23 protein-coding genes are annotated in these 23549 nt (G+C 65.8%); 15 read left to right on the forward strand and 8 right to left on the reverse strand.

Going from position 1 to position 23549, the window contains the following annotated elements; genetic code table 11:
- Positions 1–3: 3 nt before the first annotated feature.
- Both AGI3411_RS11030 and AGI3411_RS11035 read right to left on the reverse strand, forming a co-directional pair.
- A complete protein-coding gene (locus tag AGI3411_RS11030) occupies positions 4–2736 on the reverse strand; it encodes a hypothetical protein (protein WP_129527412.1) in 2733 nt (910 codons plus the stop codon).
- 10 nt (positions 2737–2746) lie between these two features.
- Positions 2747–3223 carry a type III secretion system chaperone gene (locus AGI3411_RS11035; RefSeq protein WP_129527413.1) on the reverse strand — a complete coding sequence of 159 codons (477 nt, stop codon included), beginning with the start codon at positions 3221–3223 and terminating at the stop codon, positions 2747–2749.
- A 353-nt stretch (positions 3224–3576) separates the two neighbouring features.
- On the opposite strand from AGI3411_RS11035, the gene apbC reads away from it, so the two are divergent.
- The 12 genes from apbC to AGI3411_RS11095 all read left to right on the forward strand — a co-directional run bounded on the left by apbC (position 3577) and on the right by AGI3411_RS11095 (position 15323).
- Positions 3577–4665 (forward strand): iron-sulfur cluster carrier protein ApbC, encoded by a 1089-nt coding sequence (gene apbC, locus AGI3411_RS11040; protein ID WP_129527414.1) that lies wholly within the window; start codon positions 3577–3579, stop codon positions 4663–4665.
- 12 nt (positions 4666–4677) lie between these two features.
- A complete protein-coding gene (locus AGI3411_RS11045) occupies positions 4678–5244 on the forward strand; it encodes a DUF3305 domain-containing protein (protein WP_129527415.1) in 567 nt (188 codons plus the stop codon).
- Positions 5241–5852, forward strand: coding sequence for a DUF3306 domain-containing protein (locus AGI3411_RS11050; protein ID WP_129527416.1), 612 nt, complete (start codon positions 5241–5243; stop codon positions 5850–5852). Before AGI3411_RS11045 ends, AGI3411_RS11050 begins: the two co-directional genes overlap by 4 nt.
- Positions 5849–7945, forward strand: coding sequence for a 4Fe-4S binding protein (locus tag AGI3411_RS11055; RefSeq protein ID WP_129527417.1), 2097 nt, complete (start codon positions 5849–5851; stop codon positions 7943–7945). Before AGI3411_RS11050 ends, AGI3411_RS11055 begins: the two co-directional genes overlap by 4 nt.
- Complete coding sequence (locus AGI3411_RS11060; protein WP_129527418.1) at positions 7942–8571, forward strand: TorD/DmsD family molecular chaperone; 630 nt, start codon at positions 7942–7944, stop codon at positions 8569–8571. The genes AGI3411_RS11055 and AGI3411_RS11060 overlap by 4 nt, the downstream gene beginning before the upstream one ends.
- Positions 8572–8720: 149 nt before the next feature.
- Entirely contained in the window at positions 8721–8924 is a 204-nt protein-coding gene (locus AGI3411_RS11065) for a formate dehydrogenase (RefSeq protein WP_129527419.1), read from the forward strand.
- A 13-nt stretch (positions 8925–8937) separates the two neighbouring features.
- The gene (locus tag AGI3411_RS11070; protein ID WP_129527420.1) at positions 8938–11907 is read left to right on the forward strand and encodes a formate dehydrogenase subunit alpha; all 2970 of its coding nucleotides are present in this window, start codon (positions 8938–8940) and stop codon (positions 11905–11907) included.
- Positions 11908–11917: 10 nt separating this feature from the next.
- Positions 11918–12556, forward strand: coding sequence for a formate dehydrogenase FDH3 subunit beta (gene fdh3B, locus AGI3411_RS11075; protein ID WP_129527421.1), 639 nt, complete (start codon positions 11918–11920; stop codon positions 12554–12556).
- The gene (locus AGI3411_RS11080; RefSeq protein ID WP_129527422.1) at positions 12553–12777 is read left to right on the forward strand and encodes a hypothetical protein; all 225 of its coding nucleotides are present in this window, start codon (positions 12553–12555) and stop codon (positions 12775–12777) included. The genes fdh3B and AGI3411_RS11080 overlap by 4 nt, the downstream gene beginning before the upstream one ends.
- Before the next feature lie 13 nt (positions 12778–12790).
- The gene (locus AGI3411_RS11085; protein WP_129527423.1) at positions 12791–13954 is read left to right on the forward strand and encodes a formate dehydrogenase subunit gamma; all 1164 of its coding nucleotides are present in this window, start codon (positions 12791–12793) and stop codon (positions 13952–13954) included.
- A gap of 22 nt (positions 13955–13976) precedes the next feature.
- The gene (locus AGI3411_RS11090; RefSeq protein WP_129527424.1) at positions 13977–14357 is read left to right on the forward strand and encodes a hypothetical protein; all 381 of its coding nucleotides are present in this window, start codon (positions 13977–13979) and stop codon (positions 14355–14357) included.
- A 123-nt stretch (positions 14358–14480) separates the two neighbouring features.
- Complete coding sequence (locus AGI3411_RS11095) at positions 14481–15323, forward strand: formate dehydrogenase accessory sulfurtransferase FdhD (protein WP_244240318.1); 843 nt, start codon at positions 14481–14483, stop codon at positions 15321–15323.
- 11 nt (positions 15324–15334) lie between these two features.
- Here the strand turns inward: AGI3411_RS11095 and AGI3411_RS11100 are convergent, their stop codons facing one another.
- Positions 15335–16474 carry a substrate-binding domain-containing protein gene (locus tag AGI3411_RS11100; RefSeq protein ID WP_129527426.1) on the reverse strand — a complete coding sequence of 380 codons (1140 nt, stop codon included), beginning with the start codon at positions 16472–16474 and terminating at the stop codon, positions 15335–15337.
- 144 nt (positions 16475–16618) lie between these two features.
- Between AGI3411_RS11100 and AGI3411_RS11105 the strand changes: the two genes are divergently transcribed.
- The 3 genes from AGI3411_RS11105 to AGI3411_RS11115 are packed head-to-tail and all read left to right on the forward strand — an operon-like array spanning position 16619 to position 18860.
- Positions 16619–17356, forward strand: coding sequence for an ABC transporter permease (locus AGI3411_RS11105; RefSeq protein ID WP_129527427.1), 738 nt, complete (start codon positions 16619–16621; stop codon positions 17354–17356).
- Positions 17353–18048 (forward strand): ABC transporter ATP-binding protein, encoded by a 696-nt coding sequence (locus tag AGI3411_RS11110; protein ID WP_129527428.1) that lies wholly within the window; start codon positions 17353–17355, stop codon positions 18046–18048. Before AGI3411_RS11105 ends, AGI3411_RS11110 begins: the two co-directional genes overlap by 4 nt.
- Positions 18045–18860, forward strand: coding sequence for an ABC transporter substrate-binding protein (locus tag AGI3411_RS11115; protein WP_129527429.1), 816 nt, complete (start codon positions 18045–18047; stop codon positions 18858–18860). Before AGI3411_RS11110 ends, AGI3411_RS11115 begins: the two co-directional genes overlap by 4 nt.
- A 13-nt stretch (positions 18861–18873) precedes the next feature.
- Here the strand turns inward: AGI3411_RS11115 and mobB are convergent, their stop codons facing one another.
- The 5 genes from mobB to AGI3411_RS11140 all read right to left on the reverse strand — a co-directional run bounded on the left by mobB (position 18874) and on the right by AGI3411_RS11140 (position 23420).
- A complete protein-coding gene (gene mobB / locus AGI3411_RS11120) occupies positions 18874–19401 on the reverse strand; it encodes a molybdopterin-guanine dinucleotide biosynthesis protein B (RefSeq protein WP_129527430.1) in 528 nt (175 codons plus the stop codon).
- Between the two features lie 8 nt (positions 19402–19409).
- Entirely contained in the window at positions 19410–20690 is a 1281-nt protein-coding gene (gene moeA / locus AGI3411_RS11125; protein ID WP_129527431.1) for a molybdopterin molybdotransferase MoeA, read from the reverse strand.
- The gene (mobA, locus tag AGI3411_RS11130) at positions 20687–21280 is read right to left on the reverse strand and encodes a molybdenum cofactor guanylyltransferase MobA (RefSeq protein WP_129527432.1); all 594 of its coding nucleotides are present in this window, start codon (positions 21278–21280) and stop codon (positions 20687–20689) included. Before mobA ends, moeA begins: the two co-directional genes overlap by 4 nt.
- Positions 21281–21361: 81 nt before the next feature.
- Positions 21362–22525 (reverse strand): putative sulfate/molybdate transporter, encoded by a 1164-nt coding sequence (locus AGI3411_RS11135; RefSeq protein ID WP_244240319.1) that lies wholly within the window; start codon positions 22523–22525, stop codon positions 21362–21364.
- 172 nt (positions 22526–22697) lie between these two features.
- Entirely contained in the window at positions 22698–23420 is a 723-nt protein-coding gene (locus tag AGI3411_RS11140) for a GntR family transcriptional regulator (protein ID WP_129527433.1), read from the reverse strand.
- Between the last annotated feature and the right edge of the window lie 129 nt (positions 23421–23549).

Raw genomic sequence — 23549 nt, forward strand, 5'->3', positions numbered from 1 at the left:
GGCTCAAAGCGAGGCCTGGTTTTCCAGGTCCTCTTCCTGCCGCAACTGGCCGATGTACTTGCGGTCGCGCGCCACATAGCTGCTGTGTTCGTCCTGCAACGCGGCCGTCACCTTGTCGCCGCCCCAGTCGGCGGGGTCGATCACCATACCGTTGCGCTCGAGCTGTTGCAGATGGCTTTTGATCACGGCCAGGCGCTGGGCGGCCAGCTCGATCTCCTGGTCAGGCAACAGGCCGGCCAACTGCGCGCGCAGCGCCTCCGGCGTCATCTCATCGAAGGCGGCCTTCATGTCGCGGTCGACCACCCCGGGCAGCATCACGCCATTCAGGTTCTGCGTGCCGCCGCGCATCACGCCGTCCGGCCCCATGACCATCTTCCCCGAAACCCGGCGCAACAGGTCATTGGGATTTCCGATCTTCGTGCCGAAGGCCTGGTCGTTGTCGATGGCGACGACGCCGGTATAACGGCCGCCCGCATCCTGGGTGACGATGTAGTTGGCCTGGTGCCGATCGCCCTGCGCGGTCAGCGCGTCCAGCAACTGCAGTTTCACCAGCCCCTGCCGTACCACCGGGTCGTCGAACTCCAGGTCCCGGTCGCCGCGTTGCCGCATCGCGGTGATGCGCAGTTCCTGGATGACGCGGCCATCTTCGATTTTCCCCGGCAGCCCGCGCAGCAGCGTCTGGGCCGTTTCCCGTTCATCCGGCGAACCATCGGCAAGCTGCAGGATTTGCCGGGCCTGTTCGGTGTCGGTGACGTCGAAAGCGCCCAGCTCATAGCGGCTGTCATTGGCCCTCACCAAATCCATGAGAACGGTGACGGTTTCCGGGTCGCCGTCCTTGACGGATTGCAGCAGATCGGGATTTTCGTCTCCGTACGCCATGACCATCTGCCCCCATTGCCGGGACGTATCGTCCGTATCAACGGTGTAGCGGGGCGCAATGCCCTCGGCAAAGCCCATTACCAGCCCCAGCTTGCCGTCGAGGACGCCGATCCTGGTGTCGGGCACGAGATTGAAGCCGAGCAGTTCGTCGACGACCCGGGTGGCCACATTGCGGACCGTCATCTGCGGCTTCCCGGGGTCGATGCCCAGCACCCTGGACGACGGGCCGAAGCCGCTTTCCTCGCCCGTTTCAGGATTGATCTGAGGCTCCTTGTAGACCATGCGGTCGCGACCGTAGGTAACGTCGTAAGGCTTGCTGACCTGCCCGCCGCCCAAGGCCTTGGGTACGCCGACGATCAGCTCGTCGCGGTAGTCGTCCACCAGCGTGCGCTGATGGATGGGCACCCCCTTGTCTAGGTACTGCAGGCCCAGTTCGATGCTCAGGCCCTGGACCTTCAGCAACTGGATCTGCTCGGACGAGAAGCGCATGACGGTATCGCCCACGTTCAGCCCCTGCGCGTGCATCCACGCAATGTCCGGGCCGTCGAAGCCGCCCTCGCCCAGCCGCGCCAGGACGTCGCGCGCGTCGTGGCTGGACGACACCATGTCTTCGCTGCGCAGTCCCTTCGTCACCGCGCCGGGAAGGTCGCGCGCCATCGACAGCGCGCTTTCGCCCCGTTCCATGACGGACGTCAGCACCATGCGCGTCTCCGCATTGCCGGGCGCGACGCCGCGCAGTATCTCCAGCGAGTCGCCGAGGCTTTGCGCCAGGCCGCGGCACGCCTGATCAGCCTGCTGCAGCCGGCCTTCGCCGACATCCTGCTCGAGCATCCCGGCGTCCCGATTGACGTCGGTCAGCGCGCGCATCTGGCCGGACGTCAGGCCCTGCAGGCCCAGCCGGTCCTTGATCATCCCCTGCATGAGGAGCGCATCGTCGCGCATGGCGTCGACATAGGATTTCTCGACATCGCTCATGCCGCTCGTGTCCAGGCCGCTCAGATGCTCGACGCTGCTTTCGAGGTACTCATGCATGCCGACATAGACGCCGACCTTCGACGGCGACATTTTTCCGTCCATGCGCAGCGACTCTTTGATGGTGTCGCCCAGATAGGCCTCGATCTCCCTGAGCTTGCCCTGCTCTTCGCCGGGCAGCGTGCTGAAGCAGTGGTTGATCACGTCGTCGCCGCAAGTATCGCGCAACGCGGTGCTGCCGGGCATCAGGCGCACCGAGACTTCGTGCTCCAGCGCCTGCTTGGCGGTGCCCTTGAAGTGGTCGAAAAATTCCTGCGCAGCCTGTCCGGCGCCATCCTCGCCGAACATATCCATCAGCATGTGCGCGGCGTTCTGGAACGCGTGCTGCTGGAAGGCCTGGGATCCTTCAATGGCCTGGCGCAACACCTGCACGGTCTGCGCGCGGCCCAGCACGCTGGGATGCGAACTGCCGCCGGTTACGCGCAAGGCCCAGTCGGTCAGCGCGGGCAGGCAGCCGTCAAGCAGCTGGCCGTTCTGGGCCTGGATGTGGGTGCTCATCCGGTCGGCCTTCGCCAGCACCTGCTCGATGCGGTAGCCGGTCAGCGGCCGCCCCTTGGACACCTGGGCCTGCAGGTCGCGCGACATGACGTTGGCGATCTCGTCGCCGTATTCTTCGCGCAGGGCACTGACGAAGCTGTTGGCGGCCGCCTTGTTGGCCGCGACCTGCGCATCGCTGCGTGTCATGCAATCCCAGGCACGCGTGAAGAGATTGCCGATGTTGCGCTTGCCGGTAGATTGCAGGCCGCCGTTGTCGTCGAGCGTGAAACGCGAGTCGGCGGCACCTTGCGCGTGGTTGGCGAAGCTGTTCAGTTGAATGCCGGGCACGATGCGCTCCTCAGGCCCAGCTGGCCAGCATGCCGCCGGGCAGCGCGGTTTCGGGCGCCGTCTCCGGAGCGAGAGAGGAATCCGATACGGCATCGGCCAGGCGGCCGGCCCAGCGTTCGGCGTTCATGACGAGCGCCTGCAACAGCTTCTCCAGCCGGGCCTGGTCCATCTGCGTGGTCGGCTCGCGAAACTGCAGGTACACCATGCCTTCCCGCGAATTGGTCGACAGCGTGCCTCCGCCTGAACCGGTCCAATAGAAATTGGCGTCCGCGATCTGCTGCAGCACGCGGGCACGATTGTGGTCGCCGAACGCGCCGCAGCGCGCAGTGAAGACCGCCTGTTCGCCGTCTTCGACGAATTCGATGGCGATGTCCAGCTTGCCGTCCAGGCGCAATTGGCAGTGGCCGTCATCGTCCAGAGCCAGATCGGGAATGCCGACCATCTGGCCGATGCGTTGCAGCAGGGTTTGCAGGTTTTGCTTGGACATCGAGGATTTCCTCCAGCTTGGAGATTGCGTCTATCGAGGCGAACGCGTGTTCGGATGCAGCCTGAGTAACAGGGACAATCGGGAAGTTCCCGGAGCCGGATCGGGCCATTCACGCGTGGAAATTCAGAAGGCAACGCGAACCCGGCGCCTTCGAGGGAAAACCCTAGGCGCGCGCCGCTGAACGGGCCATGGGCATTCAGCATCGAGAAGCGCGGTTAAAGGGAATCCCGCGGCGGCAAGTCCCGTCGCTGTGCACTGCTGCCTCTGCTAAGATGAGTTGCCCAGGTCATCCAGGGGCAAGACGCTCCTGAAGGTGCACCTATTTGTTGTCGACACCCTTCATAAAAAGCCCGATGGTTGCCTCCGATACCCTGCTCAAAGCGCTGCAAACCTGCCTGGATCCCAATACCCGCAAGGATTTCGTTTCGGCGCGTGCAATCAAGAACCTGGACATTAGCGCCGACGGCGACGTTTCCTTCGATGTCGAGTTGGGCTATCCAGCCAAAAGCCAGATACCGGCATTGCGCCGCGCGCTCATCGGCGCGGCGAAGACGGTGCCCGGCGTCCAGAACGTGTCCGTCAACCTTCAAAGCGTCATCGGCACCCATGCCGTGCAGCGCGGCGTGGCGCTCCTGCCCAACGTGAAGAACGTGATCGCCGTCGCCTCCGGCAAGGGCGGCGTCGGAAAGAGCACGACGGCAGCCAATCTGGCCCTCGCCCTGGCCGCGGAAGGCGCCAGAGTGGGCCTGCTCGACGCCGATATCTATGGCCCAAGCCAGGCCTTGATGATGGGCATCGAAGGCCGCCCCCAAAGCGAAGACGGCGACACCATGGAGCCGCTGGAAAACTACGGCGTGCAGGTGATGTCGATCGGCTTTCTCGTGGATGCCGACGAAGCCATGATCTGGCGCGGCCCCATGGCAGTGCAGGCGCTTGAACAATTGCTGCGCAAAACCAACTGGAAGAACCTCGATTACCTGATCATCGACATGCCTCCCGGCACGGGCGACATTCACCTCACGCTGAGCCAGAAGGTGCCGGTCACCGGCGCCGTGGTCGTCACCACGCCGCAAGACATCGCCCTGCTGGACGCGCGCAAGGGGGTGAAGATGTTCGAGAAGGTCGGGGTTCCGATCCTGGGCGTCGTCGAAAACATGGCGGTGCACGTCTGTAGCAAATGCGGCAACGCCGAGCACATTTTCGGCTCGGGCGGCGGCCAGAAAATGGCGGCCGACTACGACCTGGCCTATCTGGGCGCGCTGCCGCTGGACATCAATATCCGCCTCCAGGCCGACAGCGGACGCCCCTCGGTCGTCTTCGACCCCGACGGCGAAGTCGCCGGGCTGTATAAATCGCTGGCGCGTCAGGTGGCCGTAGCCGTGGCGGACATGGACAAGGACTATTCCGCCAAGTTCTCGGCCATCGCCATCAAGCGCGCGTAACGGAAGCGGCTCATGGAAACTTTTCCACCCATCCCCCTCACGCTGGACGTCGCGGTGCTGATGCGCAAAGAGCGCATCACCGGCGCCATGAGCCGATGGCAGGAATGGCGGTGGGTGCTCGAGGACGTCGTGGTCAACGAGCCGGGGTTCGGCGCCGACCCGCGCCTGCTCTACCACGACGACACGCAAGAGCGCTGGCTGCATCCCGGTTTCACCGTCCGCCTGTTCAAGGATGACGCGGAGGGCTATCTGCTCAATGCGTCGGCCCCTGCGCCCTGCTGGTTCGTGCTGTGGCGCATGGAAGAAAGCCCCTCGGTGGCCGAAGCGCCGCTCGCACGCCCTGAAATCGTCACGTTGAGCTACCACGATGCCGGACGCTGGCTGGACGCCCAGGAAACCGTAGAGCAGGTGCCGGCGCCGCCCGATATCGTGGCGTGGATCAAGGCATTCGTGGCCACTTACTATGTGCCCGAGCCCAAGCGGCGGCGGCGCCCCGCCAGCTTCCAGTCGCTGCAGGACCGCTTCGGCAACCCGGCATCCGTCACTACCGTCAAGAAATTCGGCGGCGAGCCATCATGACCGAAGAACGCCATTCAGGCTTCCTGCATCGCTGGTCGCGCCGGAAAATCGAAGCACGGGAAAGCGAACTCCAGGACAAGCCGCCCGTGCCGGAGGTCCTGGCCGAAGATGCGCCCGCCCTCGATGACACGCCGGTTGCGCCGCCCGAACAGCCGGCCGAGCCCGCGCTGCCCACGATGGACGACGTCCGGGCGCTCACGGCCGATTCCGATTTCAGCCGCTTCGTGATCCGTGGCGTGGCGCCCGACGTCAAGAACGCGGCGCTCAAGAAGCTGTTTGCCGACCCGCATTACAACGTGATGGACGGGCTGGATACTTATATAGACGACTATTCACAGTTGGCGCCGCTTCCGGAGTCCGCCCTGCGCAAGATGGCGGTATCCAAGATCTTCGGCTTTTTCGAAGAAGAGGCCCGCTGCGCCGCCAGCGCCCTGGCCGATGGCGCGCAAGCAAGCCCGGCGCCCGAACGCGCAAGCGCGCCTGACATCGAAAACGGCGCGGCGGACGCCGGCGGCGTCGCCGCCCCAGCCTTGCCCACGCCCGACGATTCCCCCGCCGGACTGCCGTCCGCCGCCGAGCCGGTACCGACCGCTGGAACCAAGCCATGACGACACTCATCTGCGACTGCAATCGCACAATGCCGCTGGCGCCCGAAGCGCTGGGCGAGGCACTGGGCGAAACACTGACCCTGCATTCCACGTTGTGCCGCCGCGAAGCGGGCGCCTTCCAGCAGGCCATACGCGGCGAAAGCGATGTCGTGGTGGCCTGTACGCAGGAAAAGCGCCTGTTCGGGGAACTGGGCGCCGCCACCGAAGGCGCCGTCGCGCCCGTGAAGTTCATCAATATCCGGGAGACCGGCGGCTGGAGCCGCGATGCCGCGCAGGCCATGCCGAAACTGGCGGCGCTGCTGGCGGCCGCCCATCTGCCCGACCCCGACCCGGTGCCCACCGTCACCTACAAAAGCGCGGGCCGCCTGCTGATCATCGGCCCGGTGGATCGCGCCGAACAGGCGGCCGCCCTGCTCGACGACGTACTGAACGTCACGATATTTGCCCAAGGGTTCGGCGAGCGCGGCGGCTCGCAGGACAGGCGTTTTCCCATCCTGTCCGGCCACCTGGGCGCCGTGACCGGCTGGCTGGGCGCCTTCGAAGCCCAATGGACCCAGGACAACCCCATCGACCTGGACCTCTGTACCCGTTGCAATGCCTGCCTGGCGGCCTGTCCGGAAGGCGCCATCGGGCTGGACTACCAGGTCAATGGCGACCTGTGCCGGTCACACCGGGACTGTGTGGCCTCCTGTAAGGTGGCGGGCGCGATTGATTTCAGCCGCCCGCCGGAAACCTACGCCGAAACCTTCGACCTGGTGCTGAACCTCGGCACGCAGCCCGTATTCACCCGCCATGCCCCGCCCCAAGGCTATTTCACCTGGGACGGCACGGATCCGGGCGTGCTATTGCGGCTGCGCGACCTGGTCGGCGAGTTCGAGAAGCCCAAGTTTTTCGACTACAAGCAGAAGCTCTGCGCCCATAGCCGCAATACCACCGTGGGCTGCGACGCCTGCGTGCAGATCTGCTCCGCCGAAGCCATCTCGAGCGATGTCCGCAATCAGCAAATCAAGGTAAACCCCAATCTCTGCGTCGGCTGCGGCGCCTGTACCACCGTCTGTCCGACGGGAGCCATCAGCTACAGCTATCCGCGCATCGCCGACCAAGGCGCGCGCCTGCGCACGCTGCTGTCCACCTACTCGCGGGCCGGCGGGCGCGACGCCATCGTGCTGCTGCACAGCCAGGACCGCGGCCAGGCCCTCATCGACCAGCTAGGACGCGCCGCCGCGCTGGGCGTGGCCCACGGCGTCCCGGCCAACGTCATCCCGGTATCGCTGTGGCACACCGCCAGCCTGGGCGCGGACCTGTGGCTCTCGGCCGTGGCCTACGGCGCCAGTCAGATCGCCGTGCTGACCACCGGCGAAGAGGCGCCGCAATACCTGGACGGCCTGGCCGCACAAATGGAAGTGGCCCAAACCCTGCTCAACGGCCTGGGCTATGCCGGGCAGCACTTGCACCTGATCCGCGAGTCGGAGCCGGCCGGGCTGGATCGGACGCTGCTTGCCCTGGCCGGCCGCAAGCCCCAGGCGCCCGCCGAACACGCGCGCCACGCGGTCGCGCCGGAAAAGCGGACCACGCTGGAACTGGCGCTGGACCACCTGATCGCCCACGCTCCCGCGCCGCTGCCGCCGGCGATCCCGCTGCCCGCCGGCGTTCCCGGCACAGGTGCCGCGCTGGGCGGGCTGGAAGTCGACAATGAGCGCTGCACGCTCTGCATGAGTTGCGTGAGCGCCTGTCCATCCAGCGCGCTGCTGGACAATCCCCAGGCGCCGCAGCTGCGCTTCCTGGAAAAGAACTGCGTGCAATGCGGCCTGTGCGCCACGACCTGTCCCGAACAGGCGATCAAGCTTGTCCCGCGCCTGCTGCTGGCCCCGCGGCGCAAGGAAGCCGTCGTCATCAACGAGACCCAGCCGTTCCATTGCGTGCGCTGCAACAAGCCTTTTGGCACGGTTAAGGGCGTCGAAGCGATGCTCGGCCGGCTGGCCGGCCACGCCATGTTCCAGGGCGCAGCGCTCGAGCGCCTGAAGATGTGCGGCGATTGCCGCGTCATTGAAATGTACTCGTCCGAAAACGAAACCAAGATCACGCAACTATGACCGTTTCCGTGTCCGCCGCCCTGCCCCCGCCTTCGGATTTCGACGAGGAGGTCGCCCGCGCCGAAATCTACGGCCTGCTCGCCCAATTGTTCTACGCCCCGGCGTCTCCCGAACTGCTGGAAGCCCTGCGCAAGGCGGAACCGCAAGCGCCGGACGCCGGCAGTTTCCTCGAGGCGCCCTGGCAAGACCTGCAGCGGGAAGCCCAGGCGATGGGCGACGCCGCCATCGCGGCCGAGTACGACACGCTGTTCGGCGGCATGGGAAAACCCGAGGTCTATCTATTCGGTTCGCACTACCTGACCGGCTTCCTGAACGAAAAGCCGCTGGTGGGCCTGCGCAACGACCTGCAGGTGCTGGGCCTGGCGCGCGACGCAACCGTGTCCGAAACCGAAGATCACATCGCCTTTCTGTGCGAGGTCATGCGCTACCTGATCGCGGGCGAAGACGCCGGCGTGTCCAACCTGACCCGCCAGCGCGAATTCTTCAGCACGCACATCCAGCCTTGGGTCCACGACATGGGCGCAACCATCGCCGCCCATCCCGCCGCGCGTTTCTATGCGCGGGCGGCGGCCTTTCTTCTGGCCTTCGCGAATGTCGAAGCCCAGGGGTTCGACATGCTGGGATAGCGGGCTCGAACTGAACTGATTCCCGTCTGCGATTCGGCATCTGCCATTGTGCAGCGCAACCTGCGACTCCGCCTTCTGGCGGTTGTCCTGCCCCAGGTCACGGGGTACATTATGCAAAGAATTTCATAGCCAAATGCCAGGAGACGACCATGTCGCAAAGTCCGACCAATCGTTCGCGCCGCAAATTCTTCGCGGGTACGGCCACGGTAGGCGCCGCTGCTGTCGGGGCCGTCGTCCTCCCCGGCGTGCAGGCCAAGCCGGCCGCCGCGGATACGCAGGCCGCGCCCACGCAGGGCGGCGGCTATCGCCTGAGCGAACACGTCAAGCGCTACTACAAGACCACCCTCGTTTGATACGGAGCCCGGCATGTTGCTGACCAAGAAAACCAGCGGAGCCGCCGCCGGCGCCTCCGAGTCGAGATTCGTGCAGAGCCTGCGCCGCGGCATGGCGCAAGCGCTTCCCACCATGGACCGCCGTTCCTTCCTGCGCCGCTCTGGCCTGGGCGTGGGCGCCGGCCTCGCGGCCACCCAGCTGTCGCTGCTCCAGCGCGCCGAAGCCGCCGAAGGCAAGGCCGGGGTGGCCATCGGCAACACCAAGATCGAAGTGCGCCGCACCGTCTGTACGCACTGTTCCGTCGGGTGCGCGGTGGACGCCGTCGTCGAGAACGGCGTCTGGGTGCGCCAGGAACCGGTGTTCGATTCGCCCATCAACCTGGGCGCGCATTGCGCCAAGGGCGCGTCGGTGCGCGAGCACGGCCACGGCGAACACCGCCTGCGCTATCCCATGAAACTGGTCAACGGCAAGTACCAGCGCATCAGCTGGGACACCGCCTACCAGGAAATCACCGCCAAGCTGATGCAATTGCGCAAGGAAAGCGGTCCGGATTCCGTCTACTGGATCGGCTCTTCCAAGCACAACAACGAGCAATCGTACCTGCTGCGCAAGTTCGTCAGTTTCTGGGGCAGCAACAACTGCGACCACCAGGCGCGCATCTGCCACTCGACCACGGTGGCCGGCGTTGCGAATACATGGGGCTACGGCGCCATGACCAATTCGTACAACGACATGCAGAATTCCAAAGTGGCGCTGTACATCGGCTCCAACGCCGCCGAAGCGCACCCGGTATCGATGCTGCACATGCTGCACGCCAAGGAAACCGGCTGCAAGATGATCGTGGTCGACCCGCGCTTTACCCGCACGGCGGCCAAGGCCGACCATTACGTGCGCATCCGCTCGGGCACCGACATCCCCTTTCTGTTCGGCCTGCTGTACCACGTCTTCAAGAACGGCTGGGAAGACAAGGCGTACATCAATGCGCGCGTCTACGGCATGGACGAGGTCAAGGCCGACATCCTGGCCAAATGGACGCCCGACAAAGTCGAGGACGCCTGCGGCGTCGACGAAGCGACCATGTTCAAGGTGGCCAAGCTGATGCACGAAAACCGGCCCGGCACGCTCGTATGGTGCATGGGCCAGACCCAGCACTCGATCGGCAATGCCATGGTGCGCGCGTCCTGTATCGTGCAGCTGGCGCTGGGCAACGTCGGCAGGTCGGGCGGCGGCGCCAACATCTTCCGCGGCCACGACAACGTGCAAGGCGCCACCGACGTGGGTCCCAACCCGGATTCGCTACCGGGCTACTACGGCCTGGCCGAAGGCTCCTGGAAGCACTTCGCCCACATCTGGGGCGTCGATTACGAATGGATCAAGGCCCGCTACGCGTCGCCTGCCTTGATGACCAAGCCGGGCATCACCGTATCGCGCTGGATTGACGGCGTGCTCGAAAACCCCGACCTCATCGACCAGGAAACCAACCTGCGCGCGGTGTTTTATTGGGGGCACGCGCCCAACTCGCAGACGCGCGGGCTGGAAATGAAGCGCGCCATGGACAAACTGGACCTCCTGGTGGTGGTCGATCCGTATCCTTCGGCCACCGCCGCGATGGCCGCCATGCCGGGCAAGGCGGAAGACCTGAATCCCAACCGGGCGGTTTATCTGCTGCCCGCCGCAACGCAGTTCGAGACCAACGGCAGCTGTACCGCGTCGAACCGCTCGCTGCAATGGCGCGAAAAGGTCATCGAACCGCTGTGGGAAAGCCGTACCGACCACATGATCATGTACCAGCTTGCCGAGAAACTGGGCTTTGGCAAGGAACTCTGCAAGAACTACAAGATGCAGAAGGTCAAGGACATGGATGAACCGGTCGTCGAGGACATCCTGCGCGAGATCAACGCCACGTGCTGGACCATCGGCTACACCGGCCAGAGCCCCGAACGCCTGAAGGCGCACATGCGCAACATGCAGATGTTCGACGTGAAAACGCTGCGCGCCAAGGGCGGCAAGGATGCCGAAACCGGCTACGACCTGACGGGCGACTACTTCGGCCTTCCCTGGCCCTGTTGGGGCACGCCAAGCCTGAAGCACCCCGGCACGGCGAACCTCTACGACACCAGCCTGAACGTCATGGACGGCGGGGGTAATTTCCGCGCCAATTTCGGGGTCGAACGCAATGGCGTGAACCTGTTGGCCGAAGACGGCTCGCACTCCAAGGGCGCGGACCTCACCACCGGGTACCCGGAGTTCGATCATGTGCTGCTGAAGAAGCTGGGCTGGTGGGATGACCTCACCGCCGAGGAAAAGGCCGCCGCGGAAGGCAAGAACTGGAAGACGGATCCCTCCGGCGGCATCATCCGCGTGGTCATGAAAATCCACGGTTGCTACCCGTTCGGCAATGCCAAGGCGCGCGCCGTGGTCTGGAACTTCCCCGACGCGATTCCGCAGCACCGCGAACCGATCTACGGCACGCGTCCGGACCTGGTCGAGAAATATCCCGCCCAGGCGGACATCAAGACCTTCTGGCGCTTGCCCACGCTGTACACCACCCTGCAAAAAAAGAACGTCGCCGACAAGCTGTACGAGAAATTCCCGCTCATCCTCACCTCGGGCCGTCTGGTCGAATACGAGGGCGGCGGCGAGGAAACGCGCTCCAACCCCTGGCTGGCCGAGCTGCAGCAGGAAATGTTCGTCGAGCTCAACCCCAAGGCGGCGGCCGACCGGGGCATTCGCAACGGCGACCGCTGCTGGGTCGTCACGCCCACGGGCGCGCGCCTGAACGTGCAGGCCCTGGTCACCGAACGCGTGGGCGCCGACACCGCATTCATGCCGTTCCACTTTTCGGGCCGCTGGCAGGGCCAGGACCTGCTCGCGAACTATCCGGAAGGCGCGGCGCCCATCGTGCGCGGCGAGGCTGTCAACACCGGCACCACGTACGGCTACGACTCCGTGACGATGATGCAGGAAACCAAGACCACCATCTGCAACATAGAAAGAGCTTAAGGAGAACGCAATGGCTCGCATGAAATTTGTCTGTGATGCGGAACGGTGTATCGAGTGCAATAGCTGCGTCACCGCCTGCAAGAACGAACACGAAGTGCCCTGGGGCGTCAACCGCCGCCGCGTGGTCACGCTCAACGACGGCGTGCCCGGCGAAAAGTCCATCTCGGTAGCCTGCATGCATTGCAGCGACGCGCCCTGTATGGCGGTCTGCCCGGTGAACTGCTTCTATCGCACCGACGAAGGCGTGGTCCTGCATAACAAGGACACCTGTATCGGCTGCGGCTACTGCTCCTATGCCTGTCCTTTCGGCGCCCCGCAGTTCCCCTCGGAGGGCAATTTCGGCGTGCGCGGCAAGATGGACAAATGCACCTTCTGCGCGGGCGGCCCCGAAGAACACGGCAGCGCCGCCGAATTCGAGAAATACGGCCGCAACCGCCTGGCCGAAGGAAAATTGCCGGCCTGTGCCGAAATGTGCTCGACCAAGGCCCTGCTGGCCGGTGACGGCGACGTGGTGGCCGACATCTTCCGCACCCGCGTCGTGCATCGCGGCAAGGGCGCCGAAGTGTGGGGCTGGGGCACCGCCTACGGCTCGCAGCAGGCCGGCCAGCCGCCCGCGGACCAACAGCAACCCGCGAAGGCCAAGCCATGAACGCCCGCCTCGCCCTCATGGCCACCGCCCTGCTTCTGCTGTCGGCCTGCAGCGAGCCCTCCCAGGAGTTGCACTCCGGCAACGTCGGCAAGCCTTACTACGACGGAACCGGCAGCAACTTCATGGCCGCGGGCTGGAAGCCAGGCGACAAGAACAGTTGGCAGCAAGAGATGAAGACCCGCACCCAGCGGGGCCAGAACGAATACACGAGAGTGTATTGATCGGGAGCTTGCCATGATACGGTCACTCATCGCGGCACTGGCGATCTGCGCATCGGCCCTGGCGCCGGCGGTTGCCCAGAACGCCCCCTCGCAGCCCGCGTCCGGTGGGCTGGGCGGCATCCAGAGCGCCAACATCTTCGAGGTCAAGCCCGACGCCAATGAACTGCCGGGCTATGCCGAGCAGACCAATGCCGAACGCGCCAAGGTCCAGCCGGGCAACAATGCGCCGATGTGGCGGCAGGTCAATTCCGGAGAACCCGGCTATTCCAGCCTGCCGCGCAGTGAGGCGCCCGAGGCCGGCGTCCTGATCCAGCGATTCGTGCAGTATCCCGGCTCGAAGTTCACGACCGCCGGCGAGGCCTGGCGCCAGGTGCGCAACAACTGGATCATTCCCTACGGCGGCGGCTTGCTGCTCATCATCCTGGTCGCCATCTTGCTGTTCTTTCTGGGCAAGGGCTCGATCAAGATGCACGAGGCGCCCACCGGCCGCCGCATCGAGCGGTTCACCTGCTTCGAGCGCGCCGCGCACTGGGTCAACGCAACGGCCTTCGTGATCCTGGCGATTTCGGGGATCGTGATGGCCTTCGGCAAGTTCTTCCTGCTGCCCATCATGGGCAGCGCCCTGTACGGCTGGATGACCTGGCTCCTGAAAACCATCCATAACTTCGTCGGACCGGTGTTCGCCGTGTCGCTCATCGTGGTGCTGCTGACCTTCATCAAGGACAACATCCCGCGCCGCTACGACCTGATCTGGCTCAAGAAGGGCGGCGGGCTCCTGAGAACGACGCACGTGCCGTCGCACCGCTTCAATGCCGGCGAAAAAATCATGTTCTGGGGCGGGATGCTGTTCCTCGGGCTGATCGCAGTCTTCTCGGGCCTGTTCCTGGACAAGGTCGCGCCGGGCCTGGACTACTCGCGCGGCAACATGCAGATCGCCCACATGATCCACGCCGTGTCGGTCATCCTCATGACCTGCATGATCATGGGCCATATCTATCTGGGCACCATCGGCATGCAAGGCGCTTTCAAGGCCATGAAGACCGGCTACGTCGATGAAGCCTGGGCGCGCGAGCACCACGAGCTCTGGTACGACGATATCCAGGCCGGCAAGATCCCTGCCCAGCGCACGCCAGACAAAGACGCCAAGCCGCGTCCCACCCGCCCGGCCGGCGCCTGACGGCCCGGCGCAAGGAGTCCGCATGAAAAAGATCGCCGCAATACTCCTCGTGCTGGCCGCCTCGCCGGCGGCTTACGCCAAGCTCCCCCCGCCCAGCGCCGAGGCCCAGGCGCGCGCCGCCGAGACCGCCGCCAAGGCGGCCTGGTCGGCCAAGGTGGCCGCTTACCAGCTGTGCCAGTCGCAGGATCGCGTTGCGGCCATTTATTTCGAGCAGGCCAAGGCCGCCGGCAAAACCACGCGTGCGCCAATGGCGACGGCCGGCTGCCAGGACCCGGGGCCTTTCGCCTATGTCCGCCCCGAAGAAAAACCGCGCGAAGCCTCCGGCGCCCACTCGCCCGCGGGCACGGCCACGCAGCCGCCCAGCACCGGCACCCCGGCCGCCGACAGCAAGCCCAAGCCTTGAATCCGGCCGCGCGCATCCGGGCCCGGCCCTTGCGTGCCGGGCCTTTTGTTTTAGACTTTGCCGGATACCCCTGGCTCCGCGCCGCCGACTTCCGCCCGCCCCATGACACAAACGCTTCCTCGCATGACCGCCGCCCGCGCTCCGCTGACCCGCGACGTGGAGGTCGTCAATGAACATGGCCAGCGCGAAACGCTGTCCATCCCGGCCGAGCGGCCGCTTACGATCTATGTGGACCGGCGCGAAATCGTCACCCTGATGACTCTGGGCGCCCTGCCCGAGCTGCTGGTCCTGGGATACCTGCGCAACCAGCGCCTGGTACGCGAGCTGGACGAAGTCCTCAACGTAACCGTGGACTGGGAAGTCAACGCCGCCGCGGTGGAAACGCGCCATGGCATCGCCGACATCGAAGCCCGCACCAAGAAGCGCGTCGTCACGACCGGATGCGGCCAGGGCAGTGTGTTCGGCGACCTGATGGACGAAATCGACGGCATCCGCCTGGCGCCTGACGCGCGTCTGGGCCAGGACGAGCTGTATGGCCTGCTCAACGCCATACGCCTGCAGGAAACCACCTATAAATCGGCCGGATCGGTGCATGGCTGTGCCCTGTTCCGCGGCGCCGAAATGCTCATGTTCGTCGAGGATGTCGGCCGCCACAACGCCATCGACACCATCGCCGGCTGGATGTGGCTGCAAGGCGCCCAGGGGCAGGACGGCGACGACAAGGTGTTCTATACCACCGGGCGGTTGACGAGCGAAATGGTCATGAAGTCGGCGCAGATGGGCGTGCCCATCGTGGTCTCGCGCAGCGGCATCACCCAAATGGGCTACGAAATCGCGGAACAGCTTGGCCTGTGCGCGATCGGGCGCGCCATCAACAAGCGCTTCATTTGCTACACCGCGCCCGAACGGCTCGTGCTCCAGCCCGAACTGGCCGCCGAGCGCTTTCCGCCGGCAGCCGCCGGCTGACCGGCCCGGCGTCAGCTCCGGGGGGCCTTGCCCGGCTTCACGCCGGCGGCGCGCCGCTTGGGCTTGCCGCCGAAATCCCACCACGGCAGCATGCGCCGCAGCGACAGCACTTCACCGCTGTCCGTCGGGGTATAGCCCGGCATACGGGCGAGCAGCGCCTGCCACGTCGCGCTGCGCAGGATTTCCATCAGCGCCAGCGTCGAGGGCTGGTCGAGCGTCGATTTCAGGCACACCAGGAAATAGTTTTCCTTGACCAGCGGCACGAAATCCAGCCGTTCGCGCACCGCCGCCGAGGCAATCCCCAGGCCGGCGTCGGCGCTGCCCGAGGCGACCGCGTGCGCCACGGCCTTGTGCGAAGGCTCGGTGCGCTGATAGCCATCGATGGCCTGGGCGTCGATGCCGGCCTCTTCGAGCAGTTCGTCGAACAGGACGCGCGTGCCGGTGCCCAGCGCGCGGTTCACGTAACGCAGGCCCGGCTGCAGCAGGTCCGCAAACCCGCGCAGGCCTCGCGGGTTTCCCCGAGGCACGATCAGCCCCTGGTCGCGCTGCGCGAACCCGATGATCTTGTGCAGCCCCGGCTGCAGCAGGGGCTTGTAGGCCCGTTCGCTGCGCGAGCCCGGCATCGGCGTCTGGCGGGTATGGAATCCGGCCATCACGCAGCGTCCCTCGTTAAGGGCGCTGATGGCGTCCAGGCTGCCCGCGTAGCGCACATCCAGGTGCAGCTTGGCCGACGCGACGGCATGTTCCTGCAATGCAGCAAGCGCGTCGTCGTGGCTGGCATATAGCGGCACCACATGCGCGGCGTTGTCGAAGGCCACGGCGAAGGTGCGCTCCAGCTCGGCGCGCAGGGCGCTGATCTGCGGAGCCAGCCGGGCCTGGGCCTGGCGCTCGGCCCATAGCAGCTTTTCACCGAACTCGTTCAGGCGGGCGGGCTGGCCCTTGTCCCAGACGATAAGGGTGCGGCCCAGCGTCTGTTCCCAGCGCTTCAGTTCGCCCCATACGTGCCGGTACGACAGGCCCAGCGCCTTGGCTGCGGCCGAGATCGATCCGTGTTCGCGCACGGCGAACAGCAAGTCCATCAGGGCGTTGCGGATCAGGGCCGGTTGCGCGCCGTTGGCGCCCAGCAGATAGGTGAGTTCGATGCTATGCACGGCGGCGAGTATGCCTCAAAAAACCCGCAGATTACATCGAAGCAGCGTAGCGCAAACCCGGGCACGCCGCTATGCAATCCACTTCATATGGTTCGTGGGCAGCGCATGCGATACCCTGCCCCGGGGATACTGAGAAAAACAGGCATGAACACACTTCTTGAGAGCGTGCAGACTGCGCTGCGGCTTATCATCTCGCTCGACCCAGTCCTGCTGGCCATTGTCGGACGCTCGCTTGCCGTCAGCGTGACCGCCTGTATCCTGGCCTGTACGCTCGGCATGGCCGCGGGCGCCTGGCTGAGCGTCGCGCAATTTCGCGGCAAACCGGCAGTCCTGACGCTGCTCAATACCTCGCTGGCCCTGCCGTCCGTGGTGGTCGGCCTAGTCGTCTACCTCCTGCTGTCGCATTCCGGCCCCCTGGGTTTCCTGGGCTGGCTCTTTTCCTTCAAGGCCATGGTGCTGGCGCAAACCATCCTCGTGCTGCCCTTCGTGACCGCGCTGGTGCGCCAGACCGTGGGCGACGCGGAAGCCGACCATGGCGAACAACTGCGTTCCCTCGGCGCGCCGGCCTCGATGCGCGGCCTGCTCCTGCTGTGGGACGAACGCTTTGCCCTCGTCACCATCGTGATCGCGGCCTTCGGGCGCGCCATCTCCGAGGTCGGCGCGGTCATGGTGGTGGGCGGCAATATCGACGGCTACACCCGCGTCATGACCACCGCGATCGCCCTGGAAACCAGCAAGGGCGACCTGCCCATGGCCATGGCGCTGGGCCTGGTGCTGCTGACCGTCGTGCTGGTGCTGAACATCCTCGGCGCCATCGTGCGGCGCTGGCGCGAACAGCGCGACGGGGCAAGCGCGGCAACTTTCGCGCAGGAAGCACTATGAGCGCGCTCTTCGAACTGGACGAGGTCCATGTGCGCTATGGCACCGTCCATGCCCTGCGCGATCTGCGGCTGACCATAGGCGCCGGTGAACGCGTGGCGCTCGTCGGCGCCAACGGCAGCGGCAAGAGCACGCTGCTGCGCGTTTTGCACGGACTGGCGCGCCCCAGTTCGGGACGGACCTGCTGCTTGCCCACAAACCGGCAAGCCATGCTGTTCCAGCATCCCTATATGTTGCGTACCTCGGCCTTGAACAATGTCGCGCTGGGCCTGTGGCTGCGCGGCACGGCCTGGCGCCAGGCGCGCAAGCGCGCCGCCCAGGCCCTGGAGCAGGTCGAAATGACCGACCTGGCGGGCCGCAACGCGCGCAGCCTGTCCGGCGGGCAGAAGCAGCGCCTGGCGCTGGCGCGCGCCTGGGCGCAGTCTCCCGAAGCCCTGCTGCTGGACGAACCGACCGCCAGCCTCGATCCGCACTCCAAGCGCGAAGTCGAGAACCTGATGCAGTTTTTCAGCGCGGACAAGTCGGCCACGATGGTCTTCGCCAGCCACAACCTCGGCCAGGTGCAGCGGCTGGCCGATCGCGTCATCTATCTGGACCACGGCCGGATCCTGGCCGACCTGCCCGTGCACGATTTCTTCAATGGCCCGCTGCCTGAAACTGCAAGTCTGTTCCTGAAAGGAGAACGCATCCTATGAATCCGCTCACCACCCTGCGATACAGCGTCACGTTCACTGGTCTGGCCGCGGCGCTCGCCATGGCGCCCGTCAAGGCGGAGACCATCACCATGGCCTCCACCACCTCCACCGAGCAATCGGGCCTGTTCTCGCAGCTGCTGCCGGCCTTCAAGGCAGCCAGCGGCATCGACATCAAGGTTGTCGCGCAAGGCACCGGCCAGGCGCTGGATACCGCTCGCCGCGGCGACGCCGACGTGGTCTTCGTCCATGACCAGGCCGCCGAGGAGAAATTCGTTTCGGAGGGCTACGCGGTCAAGCGGTATCCGGTGATGTACAACGATTTCGTCCTCATCGGGCCGTCCGGGGACCCCGCGGGCGCCAAGGGCAACGACATCGTCGCGGCCCTGAACAAGCTGGCGGGCGCCAACGCGCCCTTTATCTCCCGCGGAGACAAGAGCGGCACGCATGCGGCGGAATTGCGCTACTGGAAGCAGGCCGGCCTGGACAACAAGGGAACCGGCTACAAAGAGTGCGGCTGCGGCATGGGCCCGGCGCTGAACATGGCGTCGTCGATGAATGCCTACGTGCTGTCGGATCGAGGCACCTGGCTCAGCTTCAAGAATCCCGGCGACCTGAAAGTGCTGGTCGAGGGCGACAAGAAGCTCTTCAACCAATATGGCGTGATGGTGGTCAACCCGGCCAAGCATGCGCACGTCAAATCGGCCCCCGCCCAGAAGTTCGTCGACTGGGTCACGTCCAAGGCCGGACAGGACACGATCGCAAGCTACAAGATCAACGGCCAGCAGCTGTTCTTCCCGAACGCCAACCCGTAAACGGCGACCGCCGTCAGGGCATGGACGCCAGCACCTGCTCCAGGGGCCAGGCATGCGCCTGGACCAGGTCCGCGACGGCTTCGTAATCGTTCAGGCCAACCCAGGGCAGGCCGCCGCCCGCCGGCGGCGGCACATCGCTGGCGATGGCGCCGATGCTGGCGTCATCCGGATACAGCCAGGGCTTCGCGTTGGCTTCCCGATGCACCTCGATCTTGATATGCGGATTGCGCTTGAAGCCCTCGATGAGCACCAGGTCCACCGCGCTCATGTGGCCGAGCAGTTCGCCCAGCCCCGGCTCGGGCGCCCCGCGCAATTCATGCATGAGCGCCCAGCGCGATGAAGAGGCGATCAGCACCTCGCTGGCGCCGGCCTCGCGGTGCAAGTAGGAATCCTTGCCCGGGTGGTCGATATCGAAAGCATGGTGCGCATGCTTGAGCGTGGACACACTCAGGCCGCGGGACTTCAGCACGGGAATCAGGCGCGTGAGCAACTGCGTCTTGCCCGCGCCGCTCCATCCGGCAAAACCTATCACTCGGGTCATCCGGCGCCTCAGATCAAGCCATCGAAAGGCAGGACGTCGACATATTCGCCCGCGGCGATATTGCCTTGCTCATGCCCCAATACCAGCAGGCCGTTGGCCTGGCTCATGCTGCGCAGGATGCCCGAGCCCTGCGAGCCCGTGATACTCGCCTGCCAGCCGCCGTCTTCGGCGCGGGTGACGATGGCGCGCTGGTACTCTGTGCGGCCGGGCTTCTTGCGTATGGCCCTGGGCGTCACGCAACGCAGTAGAGGCAGCGCTTGCGGCTCGGCGCCGCCCATGGCCAGGAGCGCGTCGCGCACCAGGGCGTAGAAGGTCACCATGACGGCCACTGGATTGCCCGGCAAACCGAAAAGAATGGCCTGCCCGATGCGGCCGATGGCCAGCGGCCGCCCCGGCCGCATGGCGATTTTCCAGAACAGCACGTCGCCCAGGCGCGCCATGACTTTCTTGGTGTAGTCGGCCTCGCCCACGCTGACACCGCCCGAGGTGATGACGACGTCGGCGTTGGCGGCGGCGGCCGAAAAAGCCGCGTCCAGAGAGGCTTCGTCGTCGCGCACCACGCCCATGTCCAGCATCTCGACGCCCAGGCGCTGCAGCATGCACCATAGCGTGTAGCGATTGCTGTCGTACACGCAGCCTTCGCCCAGCGGCTCGCCGATGGAACGCAATTCATTGCCGGTGGAAAAGAACGCCACGCGCACGCGGCGCCGCACAGGCACTTCGCCTCGGCCCAGCGAAGCCAGCATGCCGATATCGGCGGGCCGCAGCACCCGGCCGGCCGACAGCGCCGGCTCGCCACGCGCCAGGTCTTCTCCGGCCAGCCGTCTGTTGTCTCCCGGGCGCAGTATGCCGGCGGGAATGGTGATGGCGCCGCGCTCCTGCTGCACGAACTCCTGGGGAACCACGGTATCCAGGCCGGCCGGCATGATCGCGCCGGTCATGATGCGCACGCACTGCCCCGGCCCGGCCACCCCTTCGAACTTCTCGCCCGCCAGCCCGCTGCCCACGACCTGCAGGACGGTATCGCCGCCGGCGCGTAGATCGGCGCCGCGCAGGGCATAGCCGTCCATGGCCGAATTATCGTGCGCGGGCACATCGATGTCGGAGATGACGTCGCGCGCCAGCGTGCGGCCCAGCGCAGCGCGCAGGGGCAAGACTTCGATGGCGCCGAGGCGCGGCACCAGGCGGTCGATGAACTCCCGCGCCTGCTCGATCGGCAAGGCGTTCGGGTCATAGCCATCGACGCAGGAGGCAATGGCGGCGAGGGTCGCGGGACGGTCGGGGCTCATGATTGAAGCTGCTGCAGTTCAGTTAACGTGTTGGCGCCGGCAAAGGCATGCGAATCTTCGAACACCACCTCGACACAGGCATGGCTGGCGGTCCAGATGTCGATCTTTCTCTGGCCGCTATCCAGAAATGCCAACAGACTGCCCAGCAGCGCGGTCTTGAGCAGGCAGAACACGGGTTGGGCGCGCACGACGCCGCCCTCGCGCGTGGCCACCATGGCGATGTCCGCATCGGCCTCTTGCAGCGCGGCCGCAAGGCGCTCCACCATGTCCGGCGGAAACAGCGGCGAATCACAGGGCACGGTGACGAGATACTCGGTCTCGCAGCGCTCCAGCCCCGCGGCGAAGCCGGCCAGCGGCCCGGCAAAATCGGCGTCGGCGTCGGGCCACACGGGCGCGCCCAGGGACTCATACGCCGCCAGGTTGCGATTCGCGTTGACCATGATTTCCCCGACCTGCGGCCCCAGGCGCAGCAAGGCGTGCATCGCCAGGGGAATGCCCTGGAAATTCTGCAAGCCCTTGTCCACGCCCCCCATGCGGCTGCCTCGCCCGCCGGCCAGGATCAACCCGGTGATTTGGCTTTTATTTATCATCGCACTCACGAGTTCCGGCCGCACTTGCGGCCCTGCGGTCATAGCAGCCAGTATAGCGGCTGGCGCCGCCGGATACCGCCTCTACAGGCGTAGCCAGCCGCGCTTCATCGCGTAGTGCAGCGCACAGCCCAGGAGGAAGCCGGCGGCCACGTTCCAGATGCAGACGGCCGCGCTGGCCAGCACCACGGCGCGTTCCTGCCGCGCTTCGGGCAGGCCGCCGTTGCCCACCGCCAGCTGCAGGCCGGTGATGAATAGCAGCACCCCCAATACCGCGGGCGGAAACAGCTGGAACAGCGTCACTACCGTGCCGCTGAAAAACAGCGCCATGACGAGCAGCAGGCCGCCCAGGATCACCACCGAGCCGCCCGTGCGGGCGCCGAATGCGACGTGGCCGGCCATGCCGCCCGCGCCGTGGCACATCGGCACCCCGCCGCTCACGCCCGCGAACAGATTCATCAGCCCCGTGGAGAGGGCGATGCCGCTTTCGGACACGGGGCGCTCGGGGAAGAGCCGGTTGTTTTCCCGGCTGATGGCGAGAATCGCATTGCCCAGCGTCAGCGGAATCTGGGGCAGGACCAGCAGAACGATGGCCACGAAGACCTGGTTCCAGTCCAGCCCGCCCAGTTCCCAGCGCGGCAGGCGCAAGGCCGGCGGGGTCGACAACAGCTGGGCCAGAAGGTCGGGCTGGCGCCAGATTCCCAGCGCCGCGCCGAATAACAGGAGGAAGAACATGGCGGGAAGGCGCCGGCTCCGCAGCAGCGCCAGCGCCATAGCTCCCGCGGCGACGGCGGCCGGCAGGTCGCCGTGCATCATTTTCACGCCCTGCAGCATGAAGCCCACGCCCAGCCCCAACAGGATCGCGTAGACCACGGTGGCGGGCACCCAGCGCGCGACATGGCGCATGAAGCCGCTGAGCGCCAGCAATAGCCACACCAGCCCCGTGGCCAGCGCGGCGACGTGGACCGCCCCGGGCGTAACCACGGCTGTCTGCACGGCCTGGATGGAGGCTGCGGCGCCGATGGCCTTCATGGGCTGAACGGGAATGGGCGTCCGGTAATACAGGCCGCACACGAGCATCGACAGGCCGAACGCGAACAGGATGCCGAAGGGGTCCATGCCCAGCACGCCGATATAGGCGGCGACGAACGGAATCAGCGTTCCCAGGTCGCCGAAGGCGCCTGCCCATTCCATCCTGTCGTAGCGATTGGAGGCCGGGACGGCATCGGTGACGTCGGAATCAGTCATGGGGGCACGTTCCAGGAAAATTGACTGGCTTGGAACCAGGCGCAAAAAGGAAGCGATTCCAGAAGACCGGACTTGGAAAGCATGACGCATCTTACCGCGGCGGATTCCGCCTTGGGCAACGCCGCCGCACAGGGAAAACGCGCTGGCGCAAAACGAATGGCGGCGTCGAGGGCTAGTGCTCTCGTATCAGCGTCGTCGAAAACTCATAGCGGCCGGCGGGATGGTACGAGCAGGACACTTCGACGATGCGGCCGGCCTGATCCTTGTAATGCCGCAGGATAAACAGGCCCGGCGACTCCGGCGCCACCTCTAGCTCGCGCGCGGCAACCGGCGGCAAGGCGCAGGCGGAGATGGTCTGCTCGACCGACGCAATGCGCCGGCCATAGTGTTCTTCGATCAGTTCCGACACCAGACGGTCGGGATGCTTGCGCACCAGAGCGCGCACTCCCTTGTAATGCGCATCGACGTACAGCTCCGTCCACACCACCGGCGCCTCGCCTTCTGCCCCGCGCGTAGAAGAGAACTTCAGCCATCGCGTGCCGGGCCCCACGCCCAGCCGGGCGGCAAGCTCCACGTCCACCACCACTTCCTGTATTTGCCGGATGCTGCGCGGCGAGCGCGCGGCGAGCTGTACCAGGTCTTCCAGGGAACGCAGGGATTGGCTGAAACCCGCCTTGGAGCGGGCGGCGGTCACCACCGTGCCGCTGCCCCGGCGGCGCGCGATCAGGCCCAGGTCCTGCAATTGGCGCAAGGCCGCGCGCACCGTGTGCCGGCTGGCGTCGAATTCCTCGGCCAAGGCGTTCTCGGCGGGCAAGACCGTCCCGACGGGATATTCCTCGCTCGCGATACGTCGCGCCAATTCTTCCGAGATGCGGGTGTACAGCGTAATGGACATGGCAAGGGGCTGGTTGGCGACACCCCGCATTCTATCTGTTGCCGCCTGGCCGGCTTCATCTACGGGTAATCCCCGGCGTTGACGTCCCCTTTTGCGCCTGCTTAAATGTACGTACAACTTTTTATGAGC

Origin of the sequence: Achromobacter agilis (assembly GCF_900496965.1) — a bacterium.
Lineage (GTDB): Bacteria > Pseudomonadota > Gammaproteobacteria > Burkholderiales > Burkholderiaceae_B > Achromobacter > Achromobacter agilis.